General features: G+C 33.9%; 17 protein-coding genes. 9 read left to right on the top strand and 8 right to left on the bottom strand.

What is annotated here, in order from left to right; genetic code table 11:
- Positions 1–16 precede the first annotated feature (16 nt).
- Complete coding sequence (locus J8H85_RS08995) at positions 17–538, top strand: shikimate kinase (RefSeq protein WP_209654758.1); 522 nt, start codon at positions 17–19, stop codon at positions 536–538.
- On the opposite strand, the gene J8H85_RS08990 is transcribed toward J8H85_RS08995, so the two are convergent.
- Positions 530–1,033 carry a phosphoribosyltransferase family protein gene (locus J8H85_RS08990; RefSeq protein WP_209654756.1) on the bottom strand — a complete coding sequence of 168 codons (504 nt, stop codon included), beginning with the start codon at positions 1,031–1,033 and terminating at the stop codon, positions 530–532. The two genes, J8H85_RS08995 and J8H85_RS08990, sit on opposite strands and share 9 nt — an antisense overlap.
- A 163-nt stretch (positions 1,034–1,196) precedes the next feature.
- Positions 1,197–1,574: an RNA-binding S4 domain-containing protein gene (locus tag J8H85_RS08985; protein WP_209654754.1), complete on the bottom strand. Its 378-nt coding sequence runs from the start codon at positions 1,572–1,574 to the stop codon at positions 1,197–1,199.
- Positions 1,575–1,730: 156 nt separating this feature from the next.
- On the opposite strand from J8H85_RS08985, the gene J8H85_RS08980 reads away from it, so the two are divergent.
- Positions 1,731–2,711 (top strand): FKBP-type peptidyl-prolyl cis-trans isomerase, encoded by a 981-nt coding sequence (locus tag J8H85_RS08980; protein ID WP_209654752.1) that lies wholly within the window; start codon positions 1,731–1,733, stop codon positions 2,709–2,711.
- Positions 2,712–2,776: 65 nt separating this feature from the next.
- Here J8H85_RS08980 and J8H85_RS08975 read toward each other — a convergent pair whose 3' ends face one another.
- Positions 2,777–3,391: a porin family protein gene (locus J8H85_RS08975; protein ID WP_209654750.1), complete on the bottom strand. Its 615-nt coding sequence runs from the start codon at positions 3,389–3,391 to the stop codon at positions 2,777–2,779.
- 293 nt (positions 3,392–3,684) lie between these two features.
- Here J8H85_RS08975 and tgt point away from each other — a divergent pair, with 293 nt between their 5' ends.
- From tgt to J8H85_RS08945, 6 genes are all read left to right on the top strand, one after another.
- On the top strand, positions 3,685–4,815 hold the full coding sequence (gene tgt / locus J8H85_RS08970) for a tRNA guanosine(34) transglycosylase Tgt (protein ID WP_209654748.1): 1,131 nt from the start codon (positions 3,685–3,687) through the stop codon (positions 4,813–4,815).
- Between the two features lie 168 nt (positions 4,816–4,983).
- Positions 4,984–6,066, top strand: a complete 1,083-nt coding sequence (locus J8H85_RS08965; RefSeq protein WP_209654746.1) for an LptF/LptG family permease — start codon at positions 4,984–4,986, stop codon at positions 6,064–6,066.
- Entirely contained in the window at positions 6,053–6,961 is a 909-nt protein-coding gene (locus tag J8H85_RS08960; protein ID WP_209654744.1) for a DMT family transporter, read from the top strand. Before J8H85_RS08965 ends, J8H85_RS08960 begins: the two co-directional genes overlap by 14 nt.
- 283 nt (positions 6,962–7,244) lie before the next feature.
- The gene (locus J8H85_RS08955) at positions 7,245–8,198 is read left to right on the top strand and encodes an acetyl-CoA carboxylase carboxyltransferase subunit alpha (protein ID WP_209654982.1); all 954 of its coding nucleotides are present in this window, start codon (positions 7,245–7,247) and stop codon (positions 8,196–8,198) included.
- Between the two features lie 169 nt (positions 8,199–8,367).
- On the top strand, positions 8,368–9,909 hold the full coding sequence (gene dnaB, locus J8H85_RS08950; protein ID WP_209654742.1) for a replicative DNA helicase: 1,542 nt from the start codon (positions 8,368–8,370) through the stop codon (positions 9,907–9,909).
- Positions 9,910–10,108: 199 nt separating this feature from the next.
- Positions 10,109–11,293, top strand: coding sequence for a type 1 periplasmic-binding domain-containing protein (locus tag J8H85_RS08945; protein ID WP_209654981.1), 1,185 nt, complete (start codon positions 10,109–10,111; stop codon positions 11,291–11,293).
- Between the two features lies 1 nt (position 11,294).
- Here J8H85_RS08945 and J8H85_RS08940 read toward each other — a convergent pair whose 3' ends face one another.
- Positions 11,295–11,750, bottom strand: coding sequence for a hypothetical protein (locus tag J8H85_RS08940; protein WP_209654740.1), 456 nt, complete (start codon positions 11,748–11,750; stop codon positions 11,295–11,297).
- Positions 11,751–11,886: 136 nt separating this feature from the next.
- Between J8H85_RS08940 and J8H85_RS08935 the strand changes: the two genes are divergently transcribed.
- The gene (locus J8H85_RS08935) at positions 11,887–12,309 is read left to right on the top strand and encodes a secondary thiamine-phosphate synthase enzyme YjbQ (protein ID WP_209654738.1); all 423 of its coding nucleotides are present in this window, start codon (positions 11,887–11,889) and stop codon (positions 12,307–12,309) included.
- Positions 12,310–12,385: 76 nt separating this feature from the next.
- On the opposite strand, the gene rplT is transcribed toward J8H85_RS08935, so the two are convergent.
- The 4 genes from rplT to thrS form a co-directional block, all read right to left on the bottom strand.
- Positions 12,386–12,730: a 50S ribosomal protein L20 gene (rplT, locus tag J8H85_RS08930; RefSeq protein ID WP_209654729.1), complete on the bottom strand. Its 345-nt coding sequence runs from the start codon at positions 12,728–12,730 to the stop codon at positions 12,386–12,388.
- Positions 12,731–12,869: 139 nt separating this feature from the next.
- Positions 12,870–13,067 carry a 50S ribosomal protein L35 gene (gene rpmI, locus J8H85_RS08925; RefSeq protein ID WP_132219486.1) on the bottom strand — a complete coding sequence of 66 codons (198 nt, stop codon included), beginning with the start codon at positions 13,065–13,067 and terminating at the stop codon, positions 12,870–12,872.
- Positions 13,068–13,168: 101 nt separating this feature from the next.
- Positions 13,169–13,717 (bottom strand): translation initiation factor IF-3, encoded by a 549-nt coding sequence (gene infC / locus J8H85_RS08920; protein WP_209654980.1) that lies wholly within the window; start codon positions 13,715–13,717, stop codon positions 13,169–13,171.
- Positions 13,718–13,747: 30 nt separating this feature from the next.
- A complete protein-coding gene (gene thrS / locus J8H85_RS08915; RefSeq protein ID WP_209654727.1) occupies positions 13,748–15,682 on the bottom strand; it encodes a threonine--tRNA ligase in 1,935 nt (644 codons plus the stop codon).
- Between the last annotated feature and the right edge of the window lie 523 nt (positions 15,683–16,205).

Below are 16,205 nucleotides of genomic sequence, written 5' to 3'. Positions count from 1 at the left end.
ATTTATAACGGTAAAAATGATTGTAACTTTAATTGGGTATATGGCTTCCGGTAAATCTACTTTAGGCCGAATTTTAGCTAAAAAACTAAACTATGAGTTTTTAGATTTGGATGATTATATTGAAGATAAAGAAAATTCAACAATTAAAGATATTTTTAAATTAAAAGGGGAGATTCATTTTAGAAAGATAGAAACACAATATTTAAGTGAATTATTGGCTACTAAAACTAATCTGGTTTTGTCTTTAGGTGGAGGTACACCATGCTACAGTAATAATATGGATGTGATTTTGAGTGCACCCAACGCAAAAAGTATTTACTTAAAGGCCTCTATACCCACTTTAATTGAACGGTTAAAGAATGAGAAGGGTAAACGTCCATTAATTGCTCATATTGAAACGGACGAGCTATTAGCCGAATTTATAGGGAAGCACCTTTTTGAACGCTCACAGTTTTATAGTTTGGCAAACGTTACTTTAACGACCGATAACAAAACAGAAAAGGATATTATTGAAGAATTAGTACTTCTGCTATTCTAAAACCACTTCAAATTTTTTACCGTCTAGTACAACGTTAACATGTTCATGTAGCGAGGTTGATAAAGAAATACCTTTAAAATCGGCTTTTACAGGGTATTTTTTATGGTTTCTATTTACTAAAACAGCCGTTTTAAACTGTTTTAAAGGCACATTTAAAAAATGCTTAACACCATAAATTAGGGTAGTGCCAGAATTTAAAACATCATCAACTAAAACCAACGATTTATTTTCATAATCAGCCACCTGAATAGATGTTTTTATAGGTAAATGTGGGTTTTTTTTATCAATGCTCACTTTACAAAGTATCGGGTTTATGTCTGATATTTTTTGAAGTACCGTTTTTAACTTTTTCGCAAAAATGTAACCATTACTATCAATACCAGCTAAAATCACCTCTTTTTCATATACATTGTTTTCATATATTTGAAAAGCAATACGTCTTATTTTATGGTTAATCTCGTCGTGGTTTAATATTACATTATTGGTAACGTTCATAGCTGTAGCATTGTTTTAAGGTATAAAATTACTCATTTTTACCTGTTTCTTTTAATTTTTTTTTTTCAAAGGAAGTTGTTTTTTTAAATAGTAGTTTCCTTTTTAAAATTTGGAATTTTTATTTTCTGGAATTTGGAATTTTATTTTTGGAATTTTATACTTTTTATTCCTCCGAATCATCATCCTTAAAATCATCAATATCCCTTCGGTCTTTCTTAGTAGGTCTGCCAACACCTTTCTTCCTGTAATAATCTTTCGAGTATTTTAAAAGCTCCTGCGCTTCAAACTGTTCTTTAGGCGTGGTATCGGTTCTATAAATATCCACTAATTTGGCGCCAACTCTACTTTCAGGAATATCGTTTACGGTAAGCCGGTAGTTTATTTGGTCTTTGCGTAACTCAATAATATCTTGGGCATAAACTTCTCTGCTGGGTTTTACAATTTCTTGGTTTACCCTTATGTGCCCTTTTTTACAGGCTGTTGTTGCTAGGGTTCTAGTTTTGTAATATCTAACACACCATAAATACTTATCTATACGCATACAATTATTGAAAAAACTACGTTAATGTTGTTATGCAAAATTATTTTAAATTGTATCTTGCGCCTCAAAAATAAGGATTATTGAAACATTCTTTTAAGATTTATTAAATCAAAAAAAGAATTTACAAGAAACCTGCTAAGAAAATTGAATAAACACATGAATTTAAGAAAAGTAAGTTTATATCTAATATGTTTAACTATTGGTGTACTAGCGTGTAAAAAAGATGATGAACCAGATCCCGTTTTGATTGAAATAAGAGATAGGACAGTACAACAGGAGGAGGATATAATTTCTCTAAATACATATCTAAACACACATTATTATAATTCTGAAGAAATAGAATCTTTGGGTACCAATGTTAGTATTTCAGATATTGTTATTACTAAGTTATTAGAGAATCAAACAGCGGCAGACATTCCTGTTGGACATACACTATTAAAAAATGGGGATGTTTTGGCACCAAAATTAGAAAAGAAATCTGTAAAATATGCTGATACAGATTACGAGTATTATGTGCTTAGATTAAACCAAGGTGGTGGTAGTAAATCGCCTAAATTTGCAGATGATATTAGAGTAAATTATGAAGGTTTTACACTTGATGATGCAGTTTTTGATTATTCTGTAAATCCAACTGATTTTGATTTGATTACTGAAGTTGTCTTAGAAGGTTGGAGACATGTGTTTCCAGAATTTAATACAGCAGAAAGTTTTGTGGAAAATGGAGATGGGACAGTGTCATTTCTAAACAAAGGACTAGGGATTATGTTTCTTCCTTCGGGTTTAGCCTATTTTTCAAGTGCTACTACTGCAATTCCAGCGTATTCACCTTTAATTTTTAAATTTGAATTGTTACAAACTTCTGAAAATGATCATGATGGAGATGGTATTCCATCATACCTTGAAGACTTAAATGGAGATGGACAGTTCAATATTAATTATGAAGATTTATCAGACACTACTGATGATGATACTGATGGCGATGGTAATCCTGATTTTTTAGACACAGATGATGATGGGGATGGTATTTCAACCATTAATGAAGATATCAATAAGGATGGAGACCCAACCAACGACGATTCAAACGGAAACGGTATTCCTAATTATTTAGACAAAACCGATATAATAAAAAAGAGTTAAATAGGAATATATAAAACAAAAAACCTCGCAATTTGTGAGGTTTTTTGTTTTATGACAGTTTGTGTTTATAGTAATAACGATAAGCTTAAAATTAACTGTTCAGGTCTGGTGTCTAATCGGCTAGTACCAACACCGTTATTGTTTATAAAGGTAGCTTCATTATCACTAAATCCACGCTCATATCTCAAATCAATACCAACTTTATTAAAGTTTAGTCCTATACCAAAATTCAAGCCAACTGAAAAATCATTTTCAATATCGTCTATTGTAATTCCATCAAATTCAGAATCTAAAATATATTGAAATGAAGGACCAGCAAAAACACTAAGAGGACCAATTACTTTTGCACCCAATAATACTGGGGCATCTAGTTTTTGCATTTTAAAACTATCATCGTTATAATCACTTTTTGTGCTGGTATAAACTAGTTCTGGTTTAAGATAAATTTGGTTTCCAATTTTTCCAAATACACCAATATGGTAGCCTACGTTTCTGTCTGGATGCTGTGCATTATCCCCAATAGATTCGAAATAATCACTATTGGCATTATAGTTTAATCCACCTTTTAAACCAAAACCAGTGCCAGATTGTGCGTAAGTATAAGACAATGTTGCTACTAAAAATAAAGCTAGTAAAACTGTTTTTTTGCTAGCATTCAATTTACTTTTTAAATGTTTCATGTTGTTCGTTTTTAATTAGACTTGAGTTTTTTCTTTTTCTTTTCAAAAATATATAATGCAGCATCCTTAGGTGTTATATAATTCTTTGTGTTTTTTATATAATACAAATGAATTTAGCATCTAGATTATTTGTTAATCGAAAATTAGATGTTATCATGTTATCAAAAACGCTGCCAAAATCAAATTATTTTCTTTTCATAACAATCAATATCATTTTTCAGTTATTTATCTTTGCCAACCAAAGTGCTATTTTAATATGCATAGCCAACTTATAAAAGCGATAAAAACACTAGATGAAATTTGAATTAAAAGCGAAAGACACCCAAAGTCAAGCACGAGCAGGGAGTATAACTACCGATCATGGTGTTATTGAAACTCCTATTTTTATGCCGGTTGGCACGGTGGGAACTGTAAAGGGGGTGCATCAACGCGAATTGAAAGACGAAATAAATCCAGATATTATTCTAGGAAACACCTACCATTTATATTTACGTCCTCAAACCGATATTATTGAAAAAGCGGGTGGACTTCACAAATTTATGAATTGGGATAGAAACATTCTTACCGATTCTGGTGGGTATCAAGTATATTCGCTTTCAGCAAATAGAAAAATTAAGGAAGAAGGTGTTAAGTTTAAATCGCATATAGATGGCAGCTACCATACGTTTACACCAGAAAACGTGATGGAAATTCAACGAAGCATTGGTGCCGATATTATTATGGCTTTTGATGAGTGTACACCTTACCCATGCGATTATAACTACGCAAAACGTTCGATGCACATGACGCACCGTTGGTTGGATAGATGTATCAACCATTTAGCAAAAACACCTTTGAAATACGATTACAACCAAGCGTTTTTTCCTATTGTACAAGGAAGTACTTATAAAGATTTAAGAAAACAATCTGCCGAATATATTGCCAATGCAGGTGCAGTTGGTAATGCTATTGGCGGGCTTTCAGTTGGAGAACCTGCCGAAGAAATGTATGCCATGACCGAAGTGGTTACCGCTATTTTGCCAGAAGATAAACCGCGTTATTTAATGGGTGTTGGTACGCCTATCAATATTTTAGAAAATATAGCGTTAGGTATTGATATGTTCGATTGTGTGATGCCAACCCGAAATGCCAGAAACGGTATGTTGTTTACTGCGCATGGTACCATCAACATTAAAAATAAAAAGTGGGAAGCCGATTTTTCACCTGTAGACGAGATGGGAATAACCTTTGTAGATACCGAATATACCAAAGCCTATTTAAGGCATTTGTTTACCGTTAATGAATTGTTAGGAAAGCAAATTGCTACCATTCATAATTTAGGATTTTATTTATGGTTGGTTCGCGAAGCAAGAAAACATATATTAGCAGGCGATTTTAGAACTTGGAAAGACCAAATGGTAAAACAAATGGATAATAGATTGTAAAAAAAGTTAAAAGTTAAAAGTTAAAAGTTAAAAGTTAAAAGTTAAAAGTTAAAAGTTAAAAGTTAAAAGTTAAAAGTTATTTCTACTTAAAAACCAAAAACCAAAAACCAAAAACCAAACACCAAACAAAAAACCAAAACTCCTCTCCTTTGGAGAGGTTGGGAGAGGATGAAAATACTAGACTGGTACATATTAAAGCGTTATTTGTTTACATTTTTTATGATGTTGTTGCTGTTTATTCCTATTGGAATAACGGTGCATCTTGCTGAAAAAATTGGAAAAATTCTTGAGAATGAAGTGCCAATTGGCGAGGTTCTTATCTATTTTTATGACTTTACCATCTATTTTGCACACCTTTTGTTTCCGCTGTTTTTGTTTTTATCGGTTATTTGGTTCACATCAAAACTAGCAAATAATACCGAAGTTATTGCTTTTTTAAGTTCGGGTGTGTCATTTTCAAGGTTTTTAAGACCCTATTTAATAGGGGCTACTGTGGTAGCTATATTGTCTATTTTGCTAGGTCTTTTTTTAGCACCAAAAGCGAGTGAGGGATTTAATGATTTTACTTATAAATATCTAAAAAAAGGAAAAACGGCTTTTGAAGATACTGACCAAAATGTTTTTAGGCAAATTAATGACAACGACATGATTTATGTGAGTAGTTTTGATGTAGCAAATAAAAACGGAAGTAATTTTACTTTAGAACATTTTGAAAAAAACAAACTAAAGTATAAAATTACGGCGAATAACATAAGATATATTGAAGAAGACACCACTTACAGGTTGACTAATTACGTTAAAAGAACGATAGGTGACAATGAAGATGTATTGGAGATTGAACAAACCAAGGACACACTTTTTGCTTTTGATGTTGATGATTTAATACCTGTAATTTACGCCGCTGAAACTAAAATGTACGGCGATTTGAAGCAATTTATAGAAAAAGAAGAAGCTCGAGGTTCATCAAATGTGGGGCGTTTCAAATTGGTGCTATACAGAAAATGGAGTTTACCCGTTTCTGTGTATATTCTAACTATTATAGCCGTGGCGGTATCTTCTATAAAACGTCGAGGCGGTATGGGAGTAAATTTAGCAGTTGGTATTTGTATTGCGATGGTTTTTGTGTTTTTCGATAAAATTTTCGGTGTTATGGCAGAACAATCCGATTTTTCTCCACTAATAGCTGTTTGGTTTCCAAATGTTATTTTTGGTATTCTTGCTATTTTCCTTTTGCGCAATGCTAAACGTTAAGCTAAAAAATCACTTACATCTTCACTTTTTAGTTTTTATAGCTGGCTTTACTGCTATTTTAGGTGAATTGATTACCATCACAGCCATTCCTTTAGTTTGGTTTAGAATGGTAATGGCGGCTATTTTAATTTTAATTTATGTTAAAATAGCTAATATTGATGTAAAAATTAACCCGAAATCCATTCTAAGATTATCAGTTGCTGGCATTATCATAGCCTTACATTGGATTACTTTTTTTGGAGCCATAGATGCTTCAAACGTATCTATAACACTTGCAATGTTTTCTTGTGGTGCTTTTTTTGCATCTTTGATAGAGCCCGTCATTTATAAACGTCGTATTATTTGGTACGAAATCCTCTTTGGAATTATTGTTATATTAGGTGTTTTTGTCATTACTAAAAGCGAATTAAAGTATATAGATGGCATTGTTTTAGGAATTACATCGGCCTTTTTATCATCACTTTTTGCGGTATTGAACGGCAAATTTCTAAAAGAACATACCGCAACAGTTATTTCATTTTACGAATTTTTAAGTGGTGTTTTATTTATATCCATTTATATTTTAATTTTTGGAAGTGGTTTTTCCACAGAATTCTTTAACCTAAGTGTTACAGATTTTGGTTACCTTTTTATTTTAGCTTCCATTTGTACCGCTTACGCCTTTATTGCCGCAGTTCACGTAATGAAAGTTATAAGTCCGTATACCGTAGTTTTAAGCTACAATATGGAACCTATTTACGGTATTTTTATGGCCATTTTTTTGTTTCCTGAAAAGGAACATATGAGCACATCTTTTTATTATGGAGCAGTTATAATTATCACTACCGTATTGCTAAATGCGGTCCTAAAAAATTTAAGATTGTTAAAAAGAAAATTTGATTTAAGTAATCAGTAATTATTGAGTTTTTTTGTCAGGTCGAGCGCAGTCGAGACCTCATTATTATACAAGTTAATTGAATAAACTTTAGACTGTGCTTGAGGAGATAGCAAATGATAGGTAATAAAGGACAATCAAAATAAACCTATATCAAAATTAAAAGTTTTTCTATTCTCTTTTAGAATGCTTATTTTTGTAGAGAAGTCAAATAGAACCAACATTTTTAGATTTTTCTTAATTTAAAATGAAAAAATATGTAGGTTTGTACACTAACTTAATTAATAGCCAAAACAAAATTCTTATGGAATATTTAGAATTTGAACTACCCATAAAAGAACTTGAAGACCAATTGCAGAAATGTAGAATTATAGGTGAAGAGAGCGAAGTGGATGTTACTGAAACATGCGCAAACATCGAAAAAAAATTAGCAGACACTCAGAAAGAAATTTATAAAAACCTAACACCTTGGCAACGTGTACAAATGTCACGTCATCCAGACAGACCTTATGTTTTAGATTATATTCGTGCTATTTGTGGTGAATCTTTCTTAGAACTTCACGGAGATAGAAGCTTTAAAGATGATAAAGCGATGATTGGTGGTTTAGGTAAAATTGGTGATCAAAGTTTTATGTTTATTGGTCAACAAAAAGGATATAATACTAAAACACGCCAATACAGAAATTTTGGAATGGCGAACCCAGAGGGGTATAGAAAAGCGCTTCGTTTAATGAAATCAGCCGAAAAGTTTGGCATTCCTGTAGTAACACTTATTGATACTCCAGGAGCATTTCCAGGTTTAGAAGCCGAAGAGCGCGGACAAGGAGAAGCCATTGCTAGAAATATTTTAGAAATGACCCGTTTAAAAGTGCCAATCATTACCATTATTGTAGGTGAAGGTGCTTCTGGTGGAGCATTGGGTATTGGTGTTGGCGATGTGGTTTTAATGTTGGAAAACACATGGTACTCTGTAATTTCTCCAGAGTCATGTTCATCAATTTTATGGCGTAGTTGGGAATTTAAAGAACAAGCAGCAGATGCTCTAAAATTAACCGCTACCGATATGAAAAAACAGAAGTTGGTTGACGAAATTATAAAAGAACCACTAGGTGGTGCGCATAGAGATAGAGAAAAAACTTTTGCAGCTGTTAGCAATGCCATCACCAAAAATTTTGAAGAGCTTAAAAACTTATCACCAAAAGATTTGGTTGCAAAACGAATGGATAAATATTCCCATATGGGTGTATTTAAAGGTTAATACGTTTAATTATCATATAAGTAAAAAATCTGAAGCTTAAAACTTCAGATTTTTTTTGTGTTATTGACAATATTTATAAGTTATTAACAGTTAGATTGTTGAAGACTAGTTAACAATCATAAGTTATTTTTTAATTAAAAAGAAGTTCTTTTTAGTTACTTTCGCAGTTATGAAACAACCCGACCAAATTAGAGGATTTAAAGTAGACAAAAGCACACTTATCAGTCTTGAGAAAGGTAAAATACCTCCTCAAGCACTTGATTTAGAAGAAGTTGTGTTGGGTGCAATGATGATTGATAAAAAAGGTGTCGATGAAGTTATCGATATTTTAAGTCCTGATGCATTCTACAAAGAAGCGCATCAACACATATTTAGCGCTATTTTTCAGTTGTTTGAAAATAGTGAGCCAATCGACTTATTAACCGTTTCAACACAGTTAAAGAAAAATTCAAAGCTGGAGCTTGCTGGAGGCGATTTTTACCTCATTTCTTTAACGCAAAAAGTATCATCTTCGGCGCATATTGAGTTTCATGCACGTATCATTTTACAAAAATTCATCCAACGTAGTTTAATTAAAATTTCAAGTGAAATTATTGAAGATTCGTATGATGAAACCAAAGATGTTTTCGACTTATTGGATCAAGCCGAATCAAAATTATACGAGGTTACCCAAGGAAATATTAAAAAATCGAGTGAAACCGCTCAAGAATTAGTAATTCAAGCCAAAAAGAAAATTGAAGAAATTTCAAATAAAGAAGGGCTTAGTGGCATTCCAACAGGGTTTAATAAACTGGATAAGTTAACTTCGGGTTGGCAACCATCCGATTTAATTATTATTGCTGCACGTCCTGGTATGGGTAAAACAGCATTAACCCTATCTATGGCAAGAAATATTGCGGTTGATCAAAATATACCCGTAGCATTTTTCTCGTTAGAGATGGCTTCGGTACAATTAATAACCCGTTTAATTTCTAGTGAAACGGGACTGTCTTCAGAAAAATTAAGAACAGGAAAATTAGAAAAACACGAATGGGAACAGCTTAATGTAAAGGTAAAAGGCCTTGAAAAGGCACCTTTATTTATAGATGATACACCATCGCTTTCTATTTTCGATTTGCGTGCGAAAGCGCGTCGTTTATCATCGCAACATGGTATTAAACTTATCATGATTGATTATTTGCAATTAATGACGGGTGGAAGTAACCATGGTGGAAACCGTGAACAAGAAATCTCTATGATTTCCCGAAACTTAAAAGCATTGGCTAAAGAATTGAACGTTCCTGTAATAGCATTATCGCAATTATCGCGTGCGGTTGAAACCCGTGGTGGTAGTAAACGTCCGTTACTTTCAGATTTACGTGAATCGGGAGCGATTGAACAAGATGCGGATATTGTAAGTTTTATTTACCGACCTGAATATTATAAAATTGACGAATGGGATGATGAAGAGCGTTCTCCAACCGAAGGGCAAGGGGAGTTCATCGTTGCAAAACACCGTAATGGTGGTTTGGAAAACATCCGTTTGAAGTTTATTGGGCATTTAGGTAAGTTTGATAATTTAGATGATTTCGATTCGCCGTTCGAGTTCCATTCTAAAATGAACGCAGCTGCAAATGATGATACGTTTAAATCAGATAACTTTAAAGCAAGCCCAGATCAAGCCTTTGGCAGTTCGTTTAACGATGATGATGATAACGACGTACCATTTTAAATCTAATCTTCTGTTAAACCAATCCGGAAAGGAGAAAAAATTAAGTATCTTTCAGCGTAAATATGTTGTTTAGTCATTTCCATGGAGGAATGACTGAGAAATCACATTAAGTTTAGCCTCAATTTTGAAAAAGATATTTATCACATTATTTTTTATAGTTATAGGTTTAAAAACCCATGCATCCTATATCCTTATTCCTATGGATGCTGATAGCCAAAAAAACCATCTAAAAGCATACGGGTTAACCTATTGGATACTCAGTAAAGAGCAAAAAGTAAAATGGTTGCTTAATTACCGTGGCGGGTCGTTTTTATTGCCGGATACCCAAGAAATTCAACGCGAATGTCAAATTAGAGGGATTTCTTTTGAAATCCTTTCAGATGCTAAAACTGAAACTATTTTAGAGGAAATTAGCAGCCCAAGCCAAAATATGGAGGCGGTTGTTTTAGAAAAAGCACCTAAAATTGCAGTTTATACGCCCAAAGGGAAATTACCTTGGGACGATGCCGTAACGATGGTATTGCAATATGCTGAAATTCCATACGAAACCATTTACGATGAAGAAGTACTAAACGACGGACTTTTGGCATTCGATTGGTTGCATTTACACCACGAAGATTTTACAGGACAATACGGGAAATTCTATGGTGCCTACAAAGCGGCTTCTTGGTATATTGAAGAAAAGAAAGAAGCTGAAGCCTTGGCAGCAAAATTAGGCTACAGCAAAGTGTCACAAGAAAAACTGGATGTAGCTTTAAAAATTAGAGATTATGTTATTGGTGGCGGTTTTATGTTCGCTATGTGCAGCGCTACCGATAGTTTTGATATAGCTTTATCGGCTCAAGGGATCGATATTTGCGAACCCATGTTTGATGGCGATGGAAGCGAGTCGGGTTACCAAAACAAAATAGATTACAATAAAACTTTCGCGTTTACCAATTATATTTTGGAAAGAAACCCAAATATCTACGAGTTTTCTTCAATAGATATGACACAAAAGCGTGCAGTATCTAAAGAGTCCGATTATTTTTCTTTAATGGAGTTTTCAGCGAAATGGGACCCCATTCCAACCATGTTATGCCAAAACCATACCGCTTTGGTAAAAGGTTTTATGGGGCAAACAACTGCTTTTACAAGAGATGAAATTAAGTCGAATGTTTTGGTAATGGGAGAAACAAAATTAAATGGTGAAGCAAAATACATTCACGGTATTAAGGGAAAGGGATTTTTTACTTTTTATGGCGGTCACGATCCCGAAGATTATCAGCATAGGGTAGGAGATGCTAAAACCGAACTCGATTTGCATCCAACATCTCCAGGATATCGTTTAATATTAAACAACGTGCTATTTCCGGCAGCTAGAAAGAAAAAGCAGAAAACCTAATTTATTCGGCGTCTTCAAAAATTACTACGCGTTTAAAAGTGTAAATAAAACCATCTGCACCAGTGCCATTGGTGGTTATGTTTTGGTCTATTACCAACTCAGTTGCATCAAATGTTAACTTTCCGAATTCATTGGATTCAACTGTTAGAAACAAATCAACTTTTTCACCTTCCCCTTTAATTTCAGTAATCGAGTATGTATAATTACCAGTATCCAATCCATCTTCTACGTCTGTAGTGTTGGTGTTATTAACTACTAATTTATTGGTGTCTTCATTAAAAGTCCAAATAATCTTATCTAAATCAAAATCATTATCTACGCCCGCAATGCCACCACTAACATTGGTTAGGTGCCAATAGGTCTTATAAACTTGGTCTTTAATTTCGTTGTCACCTTCAAGAGAACAATTGGTTAACGTAACAAAACTTAGGAATGCAATTATGATAGTATACTTCATTTAGCGTAATTTTAATTTGGGTTTATAGATTATAGATGATAAATTTTTTATATGGTTGCGTAATAAAACCATAAAAAATGTATTTCTTTCATACTTTTATAACTATAAACTTAAAGATTAATTGTAAAATATTAAAATGACTTTTTTTCAAAAACAGATAAAACTGAAACCTTTTTCAAGAGGATTCCATTTAATTACAGACGTTGTAGAAGATGCGCTTCCTGAAATCAATCAAATAAACCTAGGGCAATTACAGGTGTTTATAAAGCACACCTCGGCAAGTCTATCTATAAATGAAAATGCAGATTTTACCGTAAGAACCGATTTTGAAAGCCATTTTAATAAGATGGTTCCGGAAAATGCACCTTATTATAAACATACTTATGAAGGGTCAGATGATATGCCTGCACATATTAAAGCGTCATTATTGGGAGCTTCGGTGCAAATTCCTATAACCAATGGTAAATTGAATTTAGGGATTTGGCAAGGTATTTATTTGTGTGAACACAGAAACCATGGTGGTTCAAGACACCTAGTAATTACTGCTTTTGGAGTATAAAAAAAATCCGATTCATTCGAACCGGATTTTTAATATATTAAGCGAATATAATATGTTTAACAATAGGCGAAACGCCTTATTTTACTTTCTCTATTACGGCTTTAAAAGCCTCAGGGTTATTCATAGCTAAATCTGCTAAAACCTTACGGTTTAATTCAATATCATTAGCTTTTAATTTTCCCATAAATTGAGAATAAGATAATCCATGTACTCTGGCACCAGCGTTAATACGTGTTATCCATAATGCACGGAATGTTCTCTTTTTGTTTCTACGGTCTCTATACGAGTATTGCATCGCTTTATCAACCGCATTTTTTGCTACTGTCCAAACGTTTTTACGACGTCCGAAGTAACCTTTTGCTTGTTTTAGAACCTTTTTTCTACGGGCTCTTTTTGCTACAGAATTTACTGATCTTGGCATAATTTTAATTTTTTTTTGTAGTAGGCGGTCGATAATCGACACTTTGTTATTTCAACAATCGTAAATAAAAAATCTACAATCGTTAATCTTGTGGCCTAACTCCAGGGTTTATAATTTGTTTTAACCGGTTAAAATGTTGTTACTTTAAACGTAACATGATTTTAACATTATTCTCATCCGCCTTATCTACTAATGTATCATGCGTCAAAGCGAGCTTACGTTTTTTAGACTTCTTTGTTAAGATGTGACTTTTAAAAGCGTGCTTTCTTTTTATCTTACCAGTACCAGTTAGCTTAAAGCGTTTTTTGGCACTAGATTTTGTTTTCATTTTAGGCATTTTCTTTTCCTAGGTTTTAATTATTTCGCTTAATTATCTTTAATCCTGAACTTGTCTCCCTGAGCGCAGTCCAAGGGTCATTTCGTTGGATATACTTTTATCTATTTTTTAGGAGCAATAAACATAGTCATACGTTTACCTTCTAATTGAGGCATTTGCTCTACTTTGCCAAATTCTTCAAGGTCTTGGGCTAATCTTAATAATAAAATTTGTCCTTGTTCTTTAAAAACGATGGAACGTCCTTTAAAGAAAACAAATGCCTTTAGTTTAGCACCTTCTTTTAAGAATTTTTCGGCATGTTTCTTTTTAAAGTCATAATCATGGTCATCGGTTTGCGGACCAAAACGTATTTCTTTAATAACAACTTTAGTTGCTTTCGCTTTTATGGCCTTATCACGTTTCTTTTGTTCATAAAGAAACTTTTTATAGTCCATAACCTTACAAACAGGTGGGTCTGCGTTAGGAGAAATCTCAACTAAATCTAATTCTTGCTCTTTTGCTATTCTCATAGCATCACCTTTGGTATAAATACCAATTTCAACATTATCACCTACAAGACGAACGTTGGGTGAACTAATTTTAGAGTTAATTTTATGTTTATCCTCTTGTGAAACCCTTTTAGCGGGTTGCGATTTTCTTCTAATTGCTATGGCCTTATATTTTTTTAGTTAAACTTATTTTTAAAACGATTTCAACGTTTTGCTTATTTCTGTTTTTATGATTTTAGAGAAGTCTTCTATAGAAATCATTCCTAAATCTTCTCCACCATGCTGTCGCACAGTAATTTTGTTTTCCTTTTCTTCTTGCTCCCCAATAATAATCATATACGGGTGTTTTTGCATTTCAGCCTCCCGTATTTTCTTGCCAATGGTTTCATTCCTATGGTCTACAAGGGCGCGAATTTCGTCATTTTCTAGCAAATTTAAAACTTTTTCAGCGTATTTTTCATATTTCTCACTAATTGACAGTATAATAGCCTGTGTTGGCATCAACCAAAGCGGGAAATTACCAGCTGTATGTTCTAACAAAATAGCTATAAAACGCTCCATGCTTCCAAATGGCGCACGATGAATCATCACCGGTCTGTGCAATTCATTGTCACTACCTTTATATGTTAAGTTGAAACGTTCAGGTAAATTGTAATCTACTTGAATGGTCCCTAATTGCCATTGTCTGCCCAAAGCATCCTTCACCATAAAGTCTAGTTTAGGGCCATAAAAAGCAGCTTCACCAGTTTTAACGGTATAGTTCAAACCTTTGTCAATAGTAGCACTCATAATAGCATTTTCAGCTTTTTCCCAATTTTCAAGGCTACCTATATATTTATCAGGGTTTTCAGGATCTCTTAATGATACCTGCGCTGTAAAGTTTTCAAAACCTAACGAGCCAAATACATAAAGCACCAAATCAATTACGTTTTTAAACTCAGCATCCAATTGGTCGGGAGTACAAAACAAATGGGCATCATCTTGAGTAAAACCTCTTACACGAGTCAAACCGTGCAATTCACCACTTTGTTCATATCTATATACCGTACCAAATTCAGCATAACGCTTAGGTAAATCTTTGTAACTCCACTGGCTGTTATTGTAAATTTCACAATGGTGTGGACAGTTCATAGGTTTCAACAAAAACTCTTCGCCATCTTTAGGAGTGCTTATCGGTTGAAAACTGTCAGCACCATATTTGGCATAATGCCCAGAAGTAACATACAGTTCTTTTTGTCCAATATGAGGCGTTACCACCATTTCATACCCAGCTTTCTTTTGTGCGGCTTTCAAAAAGTTCTCCAAGCGTTCGCGTAAAGCAGCACCTTTAGGTAACCACAAAGGTAAACCTTGACCAACTTTTTGCGAAAATGTAAACAATTCCAATTCCTTCCCAAGTTTTCTATGGTCACGTTTTTTAGCTTCTTCAAGTAATTCTAAATATTCGGTAAGCTCTTTTTGCTTTGGGAACGAAATACCATAAACACGCGTCAATTGTGGGTTGTTTTCATTACCTCTCCAATATGCACCCGCAACACTCAAAACCTTAGCCGCTTTTATAATACCGGTATTAGGTATATGGCCACCACGACATAAATCGGTAAACGTAGCATGGTCACAAAAAGTAATGGTGCCATCTTCTAAGTTTTCTATAAGCTCCGTTTTATATGGGTTACCTTTATATAGTTGTAAAGCTTCTGCTTTAGTAGCCGAACGCATTTTAAACTCATGCTTTCCTCTAGCAATTTCTAACATTTTGTCTTCTATCGCTTTAAAGTCTTTTTCAGAAATGCTAATATTACCAAAATCTACATCATAATAAAACCCATTTTCAATAGCTGGTCCAATGGTGAGTTTCACGCCAGGATATAGTTCTTCAATAGCCTGCGCCAAAACGTGTGCCGATGAATGCCAAAAAGCTGTTTTCCCTTCGCTATCGTTCCAAGTATATAAAACCAACGACCCATCCGTGGTCAAAGGCGTCACAGTTTCAATAGTTGTACCATTAAATTTAGCCGAAATCACATTTCTAGCAAATCCTTCACTAATGCTTTTAGCAACATCCATAGGTGTAACGTCCGCTTCGTACGATCTTACACTTCCATCGGGCAATGTTATATGTATCATTAAATAAAATTAAATTCAGTGTGCAAAGATAGTAGTATAAACAAATACATACAATATATATATAGGTATAATTTTTAACATATAAACAATTAGGGCGTTCCCTTGCAAAAAGCAAGGTCGGGCTGTACGCTGCAAGTCCTCGCGCCCCTAAAACGTCGGGGCGCTGTGGGCTTTCCGCTACCATCCCTAACGCTTCCACCCGCCAAGTCCTATTATATAGTACAGTCAACATTCCATTTTTGCCAAGGGCATTATATATGGTATAGATAATATGTTGTACATATATATAGTATAGTAAAAAACAGAATATATACATATTTAAGATAGAAATCGGTCTCCAAGTCACGTTGCCGGTCAAAAAAGGGTAAGTTTCCCATCCAATTTCCAATGCCAAACCTTCCCAAACCCCCACGAAAACCCCTTCGGCAACCCATGGGTCCCCACCGCGCCAAAAAACTTTTGTGCGTAACCTGTTGAAAACCACCCAGAAGAAAAAAAAGGCGCAAAAAAAACAAAAAAAACC

The organism is Mariniflexile gromovii (assembly GCF_017814435.1).
Taxonomy (GTDB): Bacteria; Bacteroidota; Bacteroidia; order Flavobacteriales; family Flavobacteriaceae; genus Mariniflexile; species Mariniflexile gromovii.
Note: the sequence above shows the minus strand (reverse complement) of the source record. Positions and strands in the feature narration are given on the sequence as shown.